This is a genomic window from Bovifimicola ammoniilytica (genome assembly GCF_025567085.1).
Classification (GTDB): Bacteria; Bacillota; Clostridia; order Lachnospirales; family Lachnospiraceae; genus Bovifimicola; species Bovifimicola ammoniilytica.
The window spans coordinates 33377-50171 of sequence record NZ_JAOQJN010000013.1 but is presented as its reverse complement, the minus strand read 5'-3'; the positions used below and the strand labels follow the sequence as shown (position 1 = coordinate 50171).

Here is a 16795-nt window from a genome sequence, read left to right as displayed (position 1 = left end):
TGGAAATCGTTTACACGATGTTCGCTGAAAATTTTTAGAATTTTCAGGGTTGGATTTATGTTACTGTTCAGTTATCAATGTTCATTACTTATTGTAATTCAAAAGAACAACCACCATAAAGCGTTTTGTCTTTTTAAATTAGCCGCTAACTCATAAGTTAGCTCGAATATTTTATCATATTCATCTTTGTTTGTCAAACACTTTTTCAAGTTTTTTTGACATCTTAGTGAGTTGATTTTCATCGTTCTCACCAGCGGAGAGGGTGGGATTCGAACCCACGCGCCCTTGCGGACAAACGGTTTTCAAGACCGCCTCGTTATGACCACTTCGATACCTCTCCGTAGCGTTGCTTGAATATTTTACAACTTTCACAATTGTTTGTCAAGCACTTTTTCTTTATTTTTAAATTTCTTGTTTTGTAACTTGTTTTTTCACAAGCGACTTGAATATATTATCACTATGGCATTAGTTTGTCAACAACTTTTTTTGATATTTTTTGATATTTTTTTGATATTTTATTTTATGCCGCATTTTATCTGTTTTTTACATTAATATAGTCTTATTTTCCTGACTCTAAAACTTGTTTCATAAAATCTAAGTCTTCTGGTGTGGTTATCTTTATATTTCTATAACTACACTCAATTATCCTGACATTGGTATCCGTGTACTTTTCTACTACCATAGAATCATCTGTTATTCCGTCACTTCCATTTATCTTCATCTTATTATAGGCAGATTTCAATAAGGATACAGAAAATGCCTGTGGAGTCTGTACCTGCCACAATCTTCTTCTATCCGGAGTATTCTTTACAAAACCTTCTTCATTTACTTCTTTAATCGTATCTTTAACAGGCACTGCTGCTATACATGCTTCATTTTCGTTCAGGCTGTCTATCATCTTATTAATATATTCCACTTCAATAAGTGGTCTCGCTCCATCATGAACTAATACTTTTCCATTATCACTTATCACATCTAATCCATTCATAACAGAATCGTACCTTTCACGACCTCCTATTACAATTCTATGTACTTTACCTATCTTATATCTGTCAACTATTTCTTTCTGTACATATGATGCATCATTTTTACCTACCACAAGTACAATATGATCTATAGTACTTTCTTCAAATGCTTTTAATGTATAAAATAGCAGAGGTTTACCCTCAACTTGCATATATTGTTTACAAATATTCGACTTCATTCTTGTCCCTTTTCCTGCTGACAGTATAATTGCCCACGACTCTAACCTTTCAGACATTACATTTCTCCATTTCCGATTCTGCATTTATCTGTTTATAATTTTATATTTACTATGTATACTGTTATATTCTGTGCGATTCTATGAATTTTACAACAATTATGTCTTCATTATGTTTGTATCCGTATTAACGTTCACCTAATTTGAGATTAGGTATTGCATTGAGGTCATAACCATGGCGTACACCTTTAATATATTCATAGTATCCTGCCGATGCAATCATAACTGCATTATCCGTACACAAAACCGGAGACGGATAGTAGAATTGTATATTCTTCTCCTTGCAAACTTCTTTAAATGTTTTTCGTATTGCACTGTTAGAAGCAACGCCTCCTGCTATGGCTAATTTCTTTATTCCATAGCTTTCGACTCCTTTTATGGCATGTGAAACCAGCACATCTACTACAGCTTTCTGAAATGATGCTGCAATGTCTGCTCTGTTGTATTCTATGCCTTTCATTTCACATGAATTAATATAGTTTAGTACTGCTGACTTAAGTCCGCTAAAACTAAAGTCGTACTCTGAACCCGATACATTTGCCCTTGGAAAATCTATCGCATCAGCATTGCCTTCTTTAGCAATTTTATCAATCTTAGGTCCTCCAGGATATCCTAAACCGATAGCCCTCGCCACCTTGTCAAATGCTTCACCTGCCGCATCATCTCTTGTTCTTCCTATAACTTCATATTCTCCATATTCTTTAACTATAACAAGATGTGTATGTCCACCAGATACGACCATACACGCAAATGGCGGCTCTAATTCCTTGTTCTCGATATAGTTAGCTGAAATATGTCCTTCTATATGATGAACACCCACTAACGGCTTATCCGTTGCAAATGCTATAGCTTTCGCTTCTGCTACACCTACTAATAGTGCACCTACTAATCCCGGACCATATGTTACAGCTATTGCATCAATATCATCTAATGTAAGATTTGCTTTTACAAGTGCTTCTTTTATAACCGGATTAATATTCTCTATATGTTTACGCGAAGCGATCTCCGGAACCACTCCTCCATATAATGTATGAATATCTATTTGTGATGCTATAACATTTGATAATACTTCTCTTCCATTTTTCACAACTGCTGCTGCCGTTTCATCGCATGAGCTTTCTATTCCTAATATATATATATCTTTTTTATTTTCCATTATAATCTCCATTCCACAGGCACAATGTGTTAGAGGAATCGCGAACCAAATGTCAGATCCAGTTCTGCAACAATATGATTCCCGAATACTATTCTTCATCTGATGTCTTAGTAAGATTCCAGAATACTATCTTCCATCTGCCATTACTATCTTTCCTGAGTGTATACGTCTCTAGAGTTCTTGATGTATTGCCCTTCCCTTTTAGATAATATGCACTATCAACCATTGCATAATAATGTGATTGAAATGTTTTGTACTCAATTTCACCGCTTTTTGCTATTATATATGTAGATATCTTCTTTCCCTCTTCTTTATACTGCTTTATCTCTGCCTTTAGATCTTCTAAATATTCATCTGTAGGATTCTTGCTAAGTAATTCATCGTCAAAAAGCTTTCTGCTCTGCATAGCAAGTTCAGTTATCTCTTCGTCGGTGCATTTTCCACTATAATAACATTTCAGAATTTTACTATATAGGATTACCACTTCTCTTGGTGTAGCTGGATATATGTCATCTAAGTTCTTACTAAGAATCTTCTCAACTTCCGTAGAAACTTTTTCAGACTTTTTCTTCTTCTCAGTTGTATCATTTGCTGACAGGTAATAATAATACAACACACACATAGCCACAAGTAATGAAATAATTATTATTTTTTTGTACTTCTTCATAGGCGCCTCCTTAGTTTTCTTCAAACATAAGTTCTACACTTTTCCCATCCTTTCCAGCATAACTGTTTGGAAATATTTTTCTAACATCCTCCATATATTCTTCCGGCCTGATCAATGAAGGACTAAAATGCGTAAGCCACATCTGTTTAGGCTGTGCCTCCTTAGCAAGTCTGGCGGCTTCGCAAAAAGTCATATGCTTATATTCTCTTGCTTTAGCTTCTTTACTTTTCTCGCCATACATTCCCTCACATATGAATAAATCAGAGTCTTTCGCACACTCACTGATTACAGGAACTGGTCTTGTATCCGTACAATAGGTTACCTTTATTCCTTTTCTCTTTGGTCCTAATACCATATCAGGTGTATATGTTATTCCATTTTCTTCTATGATATCACCTTTTTGTAATCTGTTCCATAATTCTTTAGGTATATTTTGTTCATTTGCTTTTTCAACTAAGAACTTACCGGCTCTTTCTATCTCAACTGTGTATCCATAACATATAACTTTGTGATTAACTTTAAATGCTGTTATCTTGTAACCATTAACTTCTATTACTTCCTTAGGTTCTCTTAGTTCTATAAAATTAATCTTAAATGGCAATTCAGGAGCAATTATCCTTATCGAATTAACGACTTTTTCTACACCTTTAGGACCTATAATCGTTATTGGTTCTGTTCTCTCAGCATTTCCTATAGTGAGCAATAAGCCTGGAAGTCCACTTATATGGTCTGCATGAAAATGTGTAAAGCAGATTATATCAATCGGTTTAAAACTCCAGCCTTTATTCTTGATTGCCACCTGAGTTCCCTCACCACAGTCAATTAAAAGGCTGCTTCCATTATATCTCGCCATCATAGCCGTTAACCAACGTCTTGGCAATGGCATCATTCCACTTGTTCCAAGCAAACAAACATCTAACATGTATTTTCTCCTAATCACACTTTTCTTTATATCATTTTTATATCATCTTCCATAATACATTATAATAATTCATTATTATCTTTTATATCGGGTTTTATAACAAATTCTTTTAGCATCTTATCATAACATTTTTCACACAAATCGAATGAATGTATCTCTCCATCCTTTTCCGAGAAATATCCCCAGGCATAATCAATAGAGAATACACCTTCTTTAATGGTTCCTCTTGAAACTTCCAGTTCTTTACCACATTTATTACATTTAACCATTTCTAAATCGTTTTCTTCAATTCTAATATATTTACGCATAGCCTTATTGTGTACAAACACTTCTCCTTTGTTTTTATTGTCAGAAATCGCTAAATAAGGTTCCTCAAATAACCATGTAAAAAAATAATCATATCCACATTATTCTCATACTGTTATTGTCATTTCAAAACTACTGTATTTGCAATTATCCATCTATGATTATACACAAAAATTTTATGCAATTATAGTGGTAAATGTATGAATAATTAGTCATCTTTTCCACATTATCAACCCATTTTCCTTAGGATTATCATAAAAGTTCTTTCTGACACCCTCGGTTTTAAACCCTAATGATTCATAAAGTGAAATTGCTGCTTTATTACTCTCCCTGACTTCAAGGGTAAATTCCGTCAAACCTTTAGTCTCCGCCTCTTCTAAGACTTTACTAAGAAGTTCTCTGCCTATCCCCTTGTGTCTTTCATATGCAGTGACTGCCACATTGGTAATGTCACCCTCGTATCCGATACAATACATTCCCATATATGCCAGTATTTTTTTATTTTCTTCATATATATAGAATAAAGACTGTGGATTATCCACTTCTTTAGAAAGCGACTGTTTTGACCAGGGCAGTGCGAAGCACTCTTTCTCTATCTGATGTACAGCCTCCACGTCTCTATTTTCCATTTTCCTTATCACGTTCCATTCGCTCTCTTTCTGCCTGTGATAACCTTAAATAATCCGGTGCAAATAAATCTGCGTTTTCTATTTCTCCAGCTCTATACATATCCCATGCAATAGCACCGATTGTAGTAGCGCGTTGTCTGCTTAACTGTTGTCTGGCATAAAAATGCCTGGTTGTAAGTTTTTCATCTATTGTCTGCTTAAAAACTGGTATTCCGTCACCGATAAATATAACTTCTTCATTTTCTTCATTAAGATAATCTGTCAAATCATCTATCGACATAGCACATTGTTTTATAACCGTTTCAAGTGTATCATTTTCACATCTGAATACACCTGTATAGACCTGATTTCTTCTTGCATCCATAATAGGACAGATGAGTTTATTGCAATGATTATAATTATATGCCATTGCATTTATGGTAGGAACATTTATTATGCCTATACCAAGAGCAAGAGCGAGTCCCTTCGCAGTAGCCGCACCAATTCTCAGGCCAGTAAATGAACCTGGTCCGCCTGTTATAGCTATTGCTTTCAGCTCCTTCTTATTAATGCCTGTCATTCTAAATATCTCATCAATCATAGGAAGTAATGTTTGTGAATGAGTTTTCTTAAGATTAACTGTATATTCTGCAATTACTGTTTCTTCATTGACTAAAGCAACACTTGCTACTAATGATGAACTGTCTATAGCTAATATCAATGTTTTTTTCCTCTTTCCATTAAATTTATGTCTGTTATTATCTTAATCTGTTATTAACCTAATCTGTTGTTATCTTAATCCGTTGTTATCTTAATCCGTTATTTATCACTGTTATCTTTCTGTAATCAAAGCCTTTATCCAAAGCCTTACTTATGTCAACTGAAATGATATTCTCTGGCAAAAGTTCACTTATAAGGTTCGCCCATTCTATCAGGCACACACCGTCACCATATATGTATTCTTCAAATCCGATTTCATACATTTCCTCGATATCTGCTATTCTGTATACATCAAAGTGATAAAGTGGTATTCTGCCTGTATCGTATTCTTGTATTATCGTAAATGTAGGGCTGTTTATAGGCTCATTAATTCCAAGTCCTGCCGCAAATCCCTGGGCAAATACAGTTTTACCTACTCCCAAATCTCCGGAAAGTGTTATTACTTCTCCTGACCTGGCCGCCCGGCCCATTTTCTTACCTATCTCGTATGTCTCTTCAGGTGAATTTGTTTCGTATATCATATTAACCTCCATTTCCGCAGGCGCATTCGCCGGAGGAACGCGAGCCGAATATCAGATTCGGCTCTGCGATAAGAGCAAAATGTGTCGCCTGTGGCACATTTTGCTGTGTGAAAAATCAACATATCGATTTGATTTTTCACACTAACCTCCATTTTCACAGACTATTTCTCCATTTTGAATTTATAGCAATTTGTATTCTTCTCCATTATCGCTTTTAGCTCATCAAAATTATCTCCAATGCAGCTCTTAGGGATAATAAATGCCCTGATTGGTGTAAAATACACAACAACAAGATTCTTCGTATTGATAACTTTTAAGACTTCATTCCATCTAAGGCTTGAACTTTCTTCACCTTTTCTAATGGTTATTCCTGAATTATCAAATATATATTCCATTTCGTCATTAAAATTCTTCTTAACCTGTTTCATAGCCCTGACATAATATTCTATAGGTGCAATAACTGTAAACAGTAAAGCCATAAATAACATGAGTGCTTTCTGTATTCCTACAAATTCGTTCCAGAATATTACTGTTCCTGCTGCTGACACCAGACTAAATAATACAGAAACAACACCTCTTACAGATACATAATTATTATTCATCATAAATTCATATAAGTTACCTATGCTTATTTTAACTTTTATATTAATTGTTCTTTCGTCATTCATCTAAAAGCCCTCGCTTTCACACTAAAAAATGCAAGCCACCTAATCGTGACTTGCATTGATTATAGCATATTTAATTTATTAAGTGAAGTATTTATATTCTTTAGCCAAAGAAACTACCATATGCCCGGCTCAATTTATCAGATATATAGTTATTATAAGAGCAGTTGTATGAACAGATTGTGATATGTACCATTGAAACATATACAACTGCTGCTACTGCAACGATTAATGCTACTGTTGCAAGTTTGCTTAACTTAGCATTTTTTTCTTTAGATACTATTATTAAAACTATACCTGCAACCATAATAATTACCGCAACTAGCACACCTATCCATGCTAATGACATAACTAATGGTTTCTTAGTTGTTGCTTTCTTAACTGATGCTATCGGGCCTCTTGCACATGTTACAATCGAAAAAATAAAACCGATTAATGCTCCTGCAAATGCACAACCTACTCCGATATATTCAAGTATTTTTTTAGTAGATATTGAGACGCCCTGTGTATTAGGCTGATTGAACTGATTATTATCCATATCTTTTTCTCCTTAATTCATAATTAAATTAAAAATTTGTTACAGACCTAATTTGTCATTTAACATACAGTTATATGAACAAATTGTAGCATTTGGAATAATTGCATAAACAATTGCTACTGCCGCAAGAATTATAGATACCATTGCAAGTTTACTTAATTTCTGTCCTTTTTCTAATGATAAAATTGTAAATACAAGACCTGCGATTGCAATAAGAGCAGCTATAATTACTCCAATAAGCCATAATGACATTTTGAATTTATGCTTATCCCAGTATACAGCTCCTCCTCTGCTACAAGTTACAATAGAAAATATAAATGTAAGAAGACATCCTAATGCCGAACAGCCAAGTCCCACATATTCGAATATTTTCTTTGTGGAAATCGATGGCATTGATGTTTGATTAAATTGATTATTATCCATGTTTCATATCCTCCTTTTTCATGTCCACATTTTCTTCTAAATATTAACATATTAAAATTTATCTGACAACCATTTTAGAAAATATTGTCATTTTTAATAACTTATATGATTTATTATATGTATCTTTGGACATTATCTGTTTTTATCAGCTTTTATTATATACTTTTGACACAGTCCCTGGATTATGATAAATTATATATTATATGTTATGATAGTTTCATCATATTATATGTATATTAAATCAGATAATTATAAAATTATATATCTGTAAGCAGCCTATCTATTACATTATATTTTATATAATACAATTCTACATTATCTGGTATATATTAAAGACTTAGGAGGATTATGATGTCAGACAGCATTATCAAAACTCTCGCTAGTGAACTTAATATTAAAACATCACAAGTAGAGGCAACAATTAAATTAATCGATGAAGGAAATACCATTCCTTTTATTGCAAGATACAGGAAAGAAGTAACCGGTTCTCTAAATGATGAAGTCTTAAGAACGCTCGACGAACGATTGACTTATCTTAGAAATCTCGAAGATAGAAAAGTTCAAATTCTAAATAGTATAGAAGAGCAGGGCAAATTAACTGATGAATTAAAAGCTAAGATAGAAGCTGCTAACACTATGGTTGCATTAGAGGACTTATATCTTCCATACAGACCAAAGAAGCGTACAAGGGCAACAATCGCTAAGGAAAAAGGGCTTGAACCTTTAGCCAAGGCTATATTAGAGCAGGATAAGAATCTGAATGTTACTGAAAAGGCTTCTGAATATATTAATGATGAAAAAGAAGTTGCAAATGTTGAAGATGCCATAGCAGGTGCAAAAGATATTATAGCTGAAACTGTTTCAGACAACGCAACTTACAGAGAATACATAAGAAAATTCACATTTAATAACGGAAGTCTTGTATCCACTGCCAAGGATAGTGAAGAGGACTCTGTATATGAAATGTATTACAATTTTGAAGAGCCTGTCAAGAAAATCGCAGGACACAGAATCTTAGCTATTAATCGTGGTGAAAAAGAAAAGATTCTATCTGTTAAGATAACTGTTGATGAGGAAAGTATCTTAAATTATCTTAATAAAATGATTTGTAAATCTACTAATTCTGAATGTGAAGCCATTCTGTCAGATGTAATCGCAGACAGTTATAAGAGACTTATTTCTCCGGCAATCGAAAGAGATATAAGAAATGAACTTACTGAAACTGCTGAAGATGGCGCTATAAAGGTATTTGGTAAAAATCTTACACAGTTACTTATGCAGCCACCAATTGCCAATCAGGTTGTATTAGGATGGGACCCTGCATTCAGAACAGGTTGTAAATTGGCTGTAGTTGATACGACAGGCAAGGTACTTGATACTAAAGTTATATTTCCAACAGCACCTCAGAATAAAGTTGAAGAATCTAAAAAAGAAGTGTTAAAACTTATTGATAAATACAATATTTCTCTTATATCAGTCGGAAACGGAACTGCATCAAGAGAATCTGAAATGGTTATCGTAGATATTATTAAAGAATGTAAATCCAAGGTATCATATGTTATTACAAATGAAGCTGGTGCCTCTGTCTACTCTGCAAGTAAGCTGGCAACGGAAGAATTTCCTGACCTTAACGTCGGAGAAAGAAGTGCAACTTCTATCGCAAGAAGAGTTCAGGACCCTCTTGCTGAATTAGTTAAAATAGACCCTAAATCAATCGGTGTCGGTCAGTATCAGCACGATATGAACCAGAAGAAATTATCTGAAGCTCTTACAGGCGTAGTCGAGGACTGTGTAAATAAAGTCGGTGTAGACTTAAATACTGCTTCAGCAAGCTTATTAGAATATATATCAGGCATATCAAAAACTATCGCAAAAAACATTGTTAAATACAGAGAAGAAAATGGTAAATTTACCAACAGAAAACAGCTTCTTAAAGTTGAGAAATTAGGACCTAAGGCATTTCTGCAGTGTGCAGGCTTTATGCGTATTGCAGATGGTGATAATCCACTTGATGCTACAAGCGTTCACCCTGAATCTTATGAAGCTGCTAATAATCTTCTTAAGAAGCTTGGTCTTAATGTTGAAGATATTAAAAGCGGTAATCTTGTCGGATTAAGCCTTATGGCAAAGGATACTAAGAAATTATCTGATGAACTCGGAATTGGTGAGCCAACCCTCAAAGATATTATAAGAGAATTAGAAAAGCCGGGACGTGATCCTCGTGATGAAATGCCAAAACCTATTCTTAAAACAGATGTATTAGAAATGAAAGACCTCACTCCCGGAATGATTCTTAAGGGAACTGTCCGTAATGTAATTGACTTTGGTGTATTCGTAGATATTGGTGTACATCAGGACGGGCTTGTACACATCTCTCAGATTACTGACAGATATATTAAGCACCCACTTGATGCAGTTAGTGTTGGAGATATCGTAGATGTACAGGTTATGAGTGTAGATATTGCCAAGAAGAGAATTCAGCTTACTATGAGAATTCCTAAATAAATAATTTGTTATATACTCTGATTTATTAGATAATAACGCAACTTTGCTCATACATCATAGAATTAAATTATCTGTATTAAGCTAATTTGCATATATAAATATTGAAACATTTGTATGAATTGCTAATTTGTGGATATGATTTTTCGGCTCTTTCGATTATTTGTATTCATTCAATGTCCATACACTAAAACCGAGAAGTCCGTCTATGACATACACTTGATTTATGACGTATCGCGAGTGTGAGTTATATGCCGGCTGATGCAAAAGGTCGGTGCAGTTAATCACCGTTCAAGCAAAGCGCGTCTGATTGACTGCACCGTAATAGACTTTGCAGAGGGCGGCATTTACTCACACCCGATTAAGGAATTATGAAAGTGTGTGTCATAGACGGACATTTCGGCTTTAGTGTTCGTCCAGTGAATGTACACAAAAAATGAGCCAAAAACAATATCTCACAAATTTACGCAATTCTTACAAGGCATTTCAATATTTATATATGTCAAATTGCTTAATCAGATAAATATAAACCACATATGTATGAGCAAAGTTGCGTTATTATTCCTAAATAAATCAGAGCATATAACAATACCCCCACCTATTACTCTCATAGTAAGCGGTGGGGGTATTTCACACTCATAATTTAATTAATCTTCCATTCTGATTCTGGTAATAATTCCATCAACCTGTGCTGATGCTTCTTCGTACTTCTCTTCTGTTATAACGTCCGTTACGAAGCCGAATTCGCCCTTAACATCTTCTACTTCTATAATTTCAACTTTACCAAATGCTTTCTCTACTTCAGCAAGTTTCTCATCAACGTTTCCTTTAACTCGTACAAAGAATTTCTTCTCTGATAACTTAATATCCGTAAGCTCAAGTTTCTTGCTGCTCCAGAATGACATAATATTTGTATTCAAATGTTTAACTGCATCTACGATATCTGACACAACTGCACTTGCTGTAGGTAATTTTCCAGCGCCACTTCCATAGAACATAACATCACCAAGTACATTTCCCTTTACAAGGATACCATTAAATACACCATTTACACTATATAATGGATGGTTACTGTCAATCATAACAGGAGCTACATATGCATAGAATTGGTCATCTACTTTATTAGCTTCACCAAATAATTTGATTGAACGTCCCATTTTATTAGCATATTTGAAATCTATATCTGTGATTTTAGTAATGCCTTCTGTATATATTTCTTCATAATCAACATTGTAACCGTATGCTAGTGAAGCAAGAATTGCAATCTTACGGCAGGCATCAAAACCATCAACGTCTGCGGATGGGTTTCTCTCTGCATATCCTAAATCCTGTGCTTCTTTAAGAACTGTATCAAAATCAAGTCCTTCTTTAGACATCTTTGTAAGTATGTAGTTAGTTGTGCCATTTAAGATACCTGTAATCTTCGTAATCTCATCGGCTGTTAATGACTGGTTTAATGGTCTGATGATTGGAATACCACCACCTACACTTGCTTCAAACAAGAAGTTTCTGTTGTGTTCTCTTGCAATTTTCAATAATTCAGGGCCATGCTTAGCAACAAGCTCTTTATTAGATGTACAAACACTCTTACCTTTCTCAAGTGCTGCCTTAACAAATGTATATGCCGGTTCAACACCGCCCATAACTTCAGCAATTACTTCGATTTCAGGATCATTAAGAATTACATTGTAATCATGAACTAAGATATCCATAACCGGATCACCAGGAAATTCTCTTAAATCTAAAACATATTTAACATTTATCTCCTGACCTGCTTTTTTATTAATGCTTTCCCTGTTAGTATTAAAGACTTCGACTACACCTGAGCCTACTGTACCATATCCTAATACTGCCACATTTATCATTTTTTCAAACCTTTTACCGTTATCTACGGTCCTTTCTATGTTTTATTATTCTCTTGCTAGTATCTTAAGGTAATGTATACCTTTCTTCGCCTCAATGGCATCTATCATATCAGAAACATTTTTTGTCTCCGGACCAATTTCCACACTCAATGTAAGAGATGCTACCCCATTAATCGGAATAGTCTGATGTATCGTTAAAATATTGGCATTATCTTCTGCAATCTGTTTCAGAACTCCTGACAATAGTCCCGGTTCGTCGTCCATCTGAAGCACAAATGTGATGGTTTTGCCTCTTGCATTATCATGAAATGGAAATATATCATCTTTATACTTATAAAATGAACTTCTACTAAGACCAACCTGTTCAGTTGCCTCCTGAATAGATATTGCCCGCTCAGACTCTAATAGTCTTTTAGCCTCAACCACTTTAAGCAATACTTCCGGAACAGCTTTTTTCTTCAACACATAGTATTTACCCTCGTCTTGCATATAAACGTAATACCGTTCCTTTCCTGTTTGTCGTAGAAATACAGTTGTTTTTCACTCAAAGAATTTTACCACAAGTGTTATTACTTTGCAAGCAGATAATATACTTTATTCTGACATTTCTATACAATAAAGGAATCAACATCAAAGCATTTAGACTTTCATGCTGATTCCTTATGACTACCACTTCTTATATTATTGTTTTCTTATAACTATCAATTTCTTATGATTATTGCTTCCTAATAATTATAAGTTTCTTGTGATTATCGATTTAACTTAACCATTTTATTAAATAATTCTGCACATTTTTCGTCAGCCGAGAACACCAGTGTTTTTTCACCTATAGACATTACATACACTTTTTCGTTGTTATCAGGTATTTTATGACTTGTTTCAGCTTCTTTAATAAACTCTTTAACACATTCTTTCAATTGTTCATCAGGATATTCTATATTAAATAAGATATCCGAATCTATATATATGTCATCTTCAAATTTACCATCAGATAATACACCTATACTAAATGTTATATCTAATTGAAGTGAGTTATTTATATTTATTTCGAGGTTATCTAAATATTGTTCCTGATTCTTTCCTGCAATACTCAAAAATAATTTATATGTTTCAGGCATTGACGAAACAATCTTTATATACGACCAGGTATTACCTTTTTTCCCTCTATAGTCTATAACCAGCTTGCATAGGTAGTCGTTATCCCCCATAACCGATTTTAAATCTGCTCTCATACCTTGTAATTCTTTTTTATAACTTTCATATAATAATACGGCATCTTCATCACTTATATTTGCGTTGATTGTATAATTCTCTTCCGGTTTAATTCTGATAATATCCTTTACTTCCGGTATATCCAATACTTTATCTATTACCTCAGGTTGTTTATAGAGATACTCTAATATCGATTCTTCCATCATATCACTTAATTGTACCGTTCTATGATATAGTTTACCATCTACGCAGAAATCCACATCAACTTTATTATAATATATATATGATGAATTCCAGACACTATATTGATACTGCGATGGCTTATCCACATATTTGTTATATTGATTTGTAAGCATTTGGATTATATTTTCTTCTTTTATTTTAACATTCTTTGATATTGATAAAACATAATCTTTGTCATTTATATATATGCTCATATCTCTATCGTAACCGAAATCTGTTGACACAGTAATATATTCAACTTCATCAACATCAGGTCTGAATTTCTTTATATTTTCAGTTGCTCCATAAACACAGATAAAAATTGCCACATTACAAAGTATAACTACCAATATGCCCGGTATCGCTCTTAGCAGTTTTCGCACCTTTCTTGTTGCCAGTAATTCAAACAGAAAATATACTAATATTGCCAGACCATATAATATAACAATATATAGAATATCTATCGTCCGGTCATTATAATCTAAATAATACATAATAATATTATAGAGAGGAATAAGGCATATTACCAATGTTATGAGAGTACGGACTACTCCCTGTATCCACTTATTACTTGCTGCATGGCCTGCCGTTTCACTCTTTCTTCTATTAAATAAGATACCTCCAATTATCAGATATATTATTCCCAATACAAATGCATATATCACTCCGGTATTAGTTATATCTAAATATGAGTCATCGAATCCTACTATTAATGAAAGTATATTTATATTATCACGAAATGGTAATTTCACATAATTCATATTAGCATATGGGCATAAATCATATATAAATCCTACTATGTATCTAATAAGCAAGCGTGGCACAAATAATATAACCCCACTCATAGCTATGTTAGTAAATATAGTACCTGTAAGTCCCTGTGCAATGCTGATTCCACCCATAATCAATATAACACATGCTAACATTCCTAAGTTATATCGGATAGTAAAATGTCCCATATATTTATACCTTTTATAATATACTAATCTTCCCATAACATTTATCACCATTATGGCAATAATCCATGTAAATGCTGCTAATACATATGAAATATACAAACACGTTCTCGTATAGGGTAATGAGTAAAATACATCACTCGACTTTCTCTTTGTCGTAAATCTGAATATGTATATCATTACTACAGATGTTGTAAAAAGATATAGAATACAATCTATTTTATCTGTAAAGAATAAATGGTCTCCAACCATCATTCCTGTTGCAATAGGCATATATCCCATAACAACCGCCAGAACTATACCTATTATACGAAGTTGTTTTAAAGCATCTTTATATAGACTTATACTAAAAAATTTATTTCTGTTATTTTTCATTCTCTATTCCCTCCAATACATCATTATAGCTGTATCCATACACTTCCATTTCGTATGTAAATACTTCCTCAAGGGTTAATGGAAGTATATCTAATATAAGTGGATTTAATCTTCTTATCTGCGTGGCTATCATATCTTTTTCTCCTCTGATTATCAGATTCGCTACCGAACCACTTTGCTTATAATTTCTTATATTAATGTCCAAAACATCAAATTTAGATTGATTATATTCCTCTGTAAATGCAACCTGCACCTTAAAGAGGCTGGTCTTAATATCCTGAATGTCGCTTTCGAAGATAAGTCCGCCTTTATGTAACAAAGCAAGCTGGTCGCAAGTATCTTCTAATTCTCTTAGAGAATGTGATGTAAGAATAGCTGTCGCCTTACTCTCTATTACCTCTTCGCAGATTAATTTCTTAACAAGATTTCTGACAACAGGATCTAATCCGTCAAATGTCTCATCAAACAACATATATTCAGGACAAGTCGAAAGTGCTAGAATAATTGCCGCCTGTCGCTTCATTCCCTTAGAAAATGTATGTATTGATTTGCCTGCATCTAATTTGAACAATTCGACTAATTTATCAAACTTTTTATCATCATATCTGTTATAAAAAGATTTATAAAATGCTGACATCCTCTTTAAAGATGCCCCCGGCAGAAAATATAAGTCATCAGATACAAAGACCATTTTGTTCTTAGCCTCCTGATTGTTATATACAGGTTCCTCATCTATTAAAATATTTCCTTTGTCAGCTTTATATACTCCTGACAACAGTCTTAAAAATGTTGATTTACCCGCACCATTTGAACCTACCATTCCATATATTGCTCCTTTTGGAATAGTACATGAAACATCTTTTAATGCATATACATTCTCAAATTTTTTCGATACACCACTAACATTTATCATAGTTTTCACCCACGCTATCAGCATGTTCCTTTCTCTCAATTGCCTTATCAAGGCTATTTATAATTTCTTCTCTGCCTACACCTGCTAATATCAGTTCATACATCATCTGTTCTAAATCCGATATCTGGTTTCTCTTTGCCTCACTGAGTATTCCTTTTGCATTTTCAGATACGAAACAGCCTTTACCCGGAACAGAAAAGATAATCCCTCTTCTGTCTAAATCCGAATATGCTTTCTGAATCGTATTCGGATTAACTGAGAGTTCAACTGACAGATTTCTTACTGATGGAACCTGTTCTGTTCCCTTCAATACTCCTGTCAGTATAAACTTCTCCATCTGTTTAATAATCTGTTCGTACACAGGAACTCCTGACATTACATCTATCCTAAACACGTCTTCCCGCCTTCCTACTTAAGTGTACTATTACTGCTAGTACGCTTAATATAACAAAAAAGTTATGGCTTGTCAACCATAACTTTTTATATTAGAGACTTTCGACTGTCTTCTGAAGTGCTTTCATCTCTTCTTCTTTAAGAAGTTTATCAACATCTAGCATAACTATCAGACGTCCATTTACATTTAAAATGTTTTTGTAATATTCTGTATCTTCCGACACAAGAATACCAGGTACAGGGAAAATATTATTCTCTTCGACATTCTGTATATCTCCGACTGAATCAACTTCTAATCCAATAGAAAGTGTTTCTGTTTTAACAATTATAAACTTGGTATCTTCATTATAAGGAATGTCTTCTTTACCAAATTTACGTCTGAGACTACATATAGGAATTATAGAACCTCTAAGATTTATTATTCCTTTGATAATTCTATTCGCATTAGGAACAGGTACTACCTGCATAACCTTCTCAATTCCACGTACAACGTTTATATCAACGCCATACTCCTCTTTCCCAATACGAAATACAACAGGTTTAAATTCCATGGCAAAATCCCCTTTCTAC

The 16795-nt window shown here is 33.8% G+C and carries 18 protein-coding genes and 1 tRNA gene; 1 reads left to right on the top strand and 18 read right to left on the bottom strand.

All coding sequences use genetic code 11. From position 1 onward, the window contains the following. Positions 1 to 254: 254 nt before the first annotated feature. The 12 genes from OCV48_RS13275 to OCV48_RS13220 form a co-directional block, all read right to left on the bottom strand. Positions 255 to 340: transfer RNA gene (locus OCV48_RS13275), tRNA-Ser, on the bottom strand. Positions 341 to 559: 219 nt separating this feature from the next. After that, complete coding sequence (ispD, locus tag OCV48_RS13270; RefSeq protein WP_021983272.1) at positions 560 to 1261, bottom strand: 2-C-methyl-D-erythritol 4-phosphate cytidylyltransferase; 702 nt, start codon at positions 1259 to 1261, stop codon at positions 560 to 562. Positions 1262 to 1388: 127 nt separating this feature from the next. After that, entirely contained in the window at positions 1389 to 2417 is a 1029-nt protein-coding gene (tsaD, locus tag OCV48_RS13265) for a tRNA (adenosine(37)-N6)-threonylcarbamoyltransferase complex transferase subunit TsaD (RefSeq protein ID WP_021983271.1), read from the bottom strand. A gap of 88 nt (positions 2418 to 2505) precedes the next feature. Continuing rightward, complete coding sequence (locus tag OCV48_RS13260) at positions 2506 to 3084, bottom strand: DUF6715 family protein (RefSeq protein WP_021983270.1); 579 nt, start codon at positions 3082 to 3084, stop codon at positions 2506 to 2508. Positions 3085 to 3094: 10 nt separating this feature from the next. Beyond that, positions 3095 to 4006, bottom strand: coding sequence for a ribonuclease Z (locus tag OCV48_RS13255; protein ID WP_021983269.1), 912 nt, complete (start codon positions 4004 to 4006; stop codon positions 3095 to 3097). Between the two features lie 59 nt (positions 4007 to 4065). Then, positions 4066 to 4335, bottom strand: coding sequence for a hypothetical protein (locus OCV48_RS13250; protein WP_317246827.1), 270 nt, complete (start codon positions 4333 to 4335; stop codon positions 4066 to 4068). 189 nt (positions 4336 to 4524) lie between these two features. Continuing rightward, the gene (gene rimI, locus OCV48_RS13245) at positions 4525 to 4941 is read right to left on the bottom strand and encodes a ribosomal protein S18-alanine N-acetyltransferase (protein WP_021983267.1); all 417 of its coding nucleotides are present in this window, start codon (positions 4939 to 4941) and stop codon (positions 4525 to 4527) included. Further along, entirely contained in the window at positions 4931 to 5641 is a 711-nt protein-coding gene (gene tsaB, locus OCV48_RS13240; protein WP_021983266.1) for a tRNA (adenosine(37)-N6)-threonylcarbamoyltransferase complex dimerization subunit type 1 TsaB, read from the bottom strand. Before tsaB ends, rimI begins: the two co-directional genes overlap by 11 nt. 85 nt (positions 5642 to 5726) lie before the next feature. Beyond that, complete coding sequence (gene tsaE, locus OCV48_RS13235; protein WP_021983265.1) at positions 5727 to 6161, bottom strand: tRNA (adenosine(37)-N6)-threonylcarbamoyltransferase complex ATPase subunit type 1 TsaE; 435 nt, start codon at positions 6159 to 6161, stop codon at positions 5727 to 5729. A gap of 161 nt (positions 6162 to 6322) precedes the next feature. Next, positions 6323 to 6829 (bottom strand): YcxB family protein, encoded by a 507-nt coding sequence (locus OCV48_RS13230; protein ID WP_021983264.1) that lies wholly within the window; start codon positions 6827 to 6829, stop codon positions 6323 to 6325. Between the two features lie 100 nt (positions 6830 to 6929). Beyond that, the gene (locus tag OCV48_RS13225) at positions 6930 to 7364 is read right to left on the bottom strand and encodes a hypothetical protein (RefSeq protein WP_021983263.1); all 435 of its coding nucleotides are present in this window, start codon (positions 7362 to 7364) and stop codon (positions 6930 to 6932) included. A gap of 39 nt (positions 7365 to 7403) precedes the next feature. Then, a complete protein-coding gene (locus OCV48_RS13220) occupies positions 7404 to 7787 on the bottom strand; it encodes a hypothetical protein (protein WP_021983262.1) in 384 nt (127 codons plus the stop codon). 351 nt (positions 7788 to 8138) lie between these two features. Between OCV48_RS13220 and OCV48_RS13215 the strand changes: the two genes are divergently transcribed. Continuing rightward, positions 8139 to 10292, top strand: coding sequence for a Tex family protein (locus OCV48_RS13215; protein ID WP_021983261.1), 2154 nt, complete (start codon positions 8139 to 8141; stop codon positions 10290 to 10292). 644 nt (positions 10293 to 10936) lie between these two features. On the opposite strand, the gene OCV48_RS13210 is transcribed toward OCV48_RS13215, so the two are convergent. The 6 genes from OCV48_RS13210 to OCV48_RS13185 form a co-directional block, all read right to left on the bottom strand. Then, the gene (locus OCV48_RS13210) at positions 10937 to 12154 is read right to left on the bottom strand and encodes a homoserine dehydrogenase (protein ID WP_021983260.1); all 1218 of its coding nucleotides are present in this window, start codon (positions 12152 to 12154) and stop codon (positions 10937 to 10939) included. Positions 12155 to 12199: 45 nt separating this feature from the next. Continuing rightward, the gene (locus OCV48_RS13205) at positions 12200 to 12643 is read right to left on the bottom strand and encodes an ACT domain-containing protein (RefSeq protein ID WP_147592198.1); all 444 of its coding nucleotides are present in this window, start codon (positions 12641 to 12643) and stop codon (positions 12200 to 12202) included. Positions 12644 to 12903: 260 nt separating this feature from the next. After that, positions 12904 to 14919: a hypothetical protein gene (locus tag OCV48_RS13200; RefSeq protein ID WP_147592197.1), complete on the bottom strand. Its 2016-nt coding sequence runs from the start codon at positions 14917 to 14919 to the stop codon at positions 12904 to 12906. Continuing rightward, positions 14909 to 15832, bottom strand: coding sequence for an ABC transporter ATP-binding protein (locus OCV48_RS13195; protein WP_147592196.1), 924 nt, complete (start codon positions 15830 to 15832; stop codon positions 14909 to 14911). Before OCV48_RS13195 ends, OCV48_RS13200 begins: the two co-directional genes overlap by 11 nt. Further along, entirely contained in the window at positions 15819 to 16226 is a 408-nt protein-coding gene (locus tag OCV48_RS13190) for a GntR family transcriptional regulator (RefSeq protein WP_021983256.1), read from the bottom strand. Before OCV48_RS13190 ends, OCV48_RS13195 begins: the two co-directional genes overlap by 14 nt. 91 nt (positions 16227 to 16317) lie before the next feature. Then, positions 16318 to 16776, bottom strand: coding sequence for a chemotaxis protein CheW (locus OCV48_RS13185; protein ID WP_021983255.1), 459 nt, complete (start codon positions 16774 to 16776; stop codon positions 16318 to 16320). Positions 16777 to 16795: the final 19 nt, after the last annotated feature.

Excerpts from the sequence above, each read along its gene's own strand:
- ispD (WP_021983272.1), bottom strand. The coding sequence starts at position 1,261 with ATGTCTGAAAGGTTAGAGTCGTGGGCAATTATACTGTCAGCAGGAAAA.
- tsaD (WP_021983271.1), bottom strand. The coding sequence starts at position 2,417 with ATGGAAAATAAAAAAGATATATATATATTAGGAATAGAAAGCTCATGC.
- OCV48_RS13260 (WP_021983270.1), bottom strand. The coding sequence starts at position 3,084 with ATGAAGAAGTACAAAAAAATAATAATTATTTCATTACTTGTGGCTATG.
- OCV48_RS13255 (WP_021983269.1), bottom strand. The coding sequence starts at position 4,006 with ATGTTAGATGTTTGTTTGCTTGGAACAAGTGGAATGATGCCATTGCCA.
- rimI (WP_021983267.1), bottom strand. The coding sequence starts at position 4,941 with ATGGAAAATAGAGACGTGGAGGCTGTACATCAGATAGAGAAAGAGTGC.
- tsaE (WP_021983265.1), bottom strand. The coding sequence starts at position 6,161 with ATGATATACGAAACAAATTCACCTGAAGAGACATACGAGATAGGTAAG.
- OCV48_RS13230 (WP_021983264.1), bottom strand. The coding sequence starts at position 6,829 with ATGAATGACGAAAGAACAATTAATATAAAAGTTAAAATAAGCATAGGT.
- OCV48_RS13225 (WP_021983263.1), bottom strand. The coding sequence starts at position 7,364 with ATGGATAATAATCAGTTCAATCAGCCTAATACACAGGGCGTCTCAATA.
- OCV48_RS13220 (WP_021983262.1), bottom strand. The coding sequence starts at position 7,787 with ATGGATAATAATCAATTTAATCAAACATCAATGCCATCGATTTCCACA.
- OCV48_RS13215 (WP_021983261.1), top strand. The coding sequence starts at position 8,139 with ATGTCAGACAGCATTATCAAAACTCTCGCTAGTGAACTTAATATTAAA.
- OCV48_RS13210 (WP_021983260.1), bottom strand. The coding sequence starts at position 12,154 with ATGATAAATGTGGCAGTATTAGGATATGGTACAGTAGGCTCAGGTGTA.
- OCV48_RS13205 (WP_147592198.1), bottom strand. The coding sequence starts at position 12,643 with ATGCAAGACGAGGGTAAATACTATGTGTTGAAGAAAAAAGCTGTTCCG.
- OCV48_RS13200 (WP_147592197.1), bottom strand. The coding sequence starts at position 14,919 with ATGAAAAATAACAGAAATAAATTTTTTAGTATAAGTCTATATAAAGAT.
- OCV48_RS13195 (WP_147592196.1), bottom strand. The coding sequence starts at position 15,832 with ATGATAAATGTTAGTGGTGTATCGAAAAAATTTGAGAATGTATATGCA.
- OCV48_RS13185 (WP_021983255.1), bottom strand. The coding sequence starts at position 16,776 with ATGGAATTTAAACCTGTTGTATTTCGTATTGGGAAAGAGGAGTATGGC.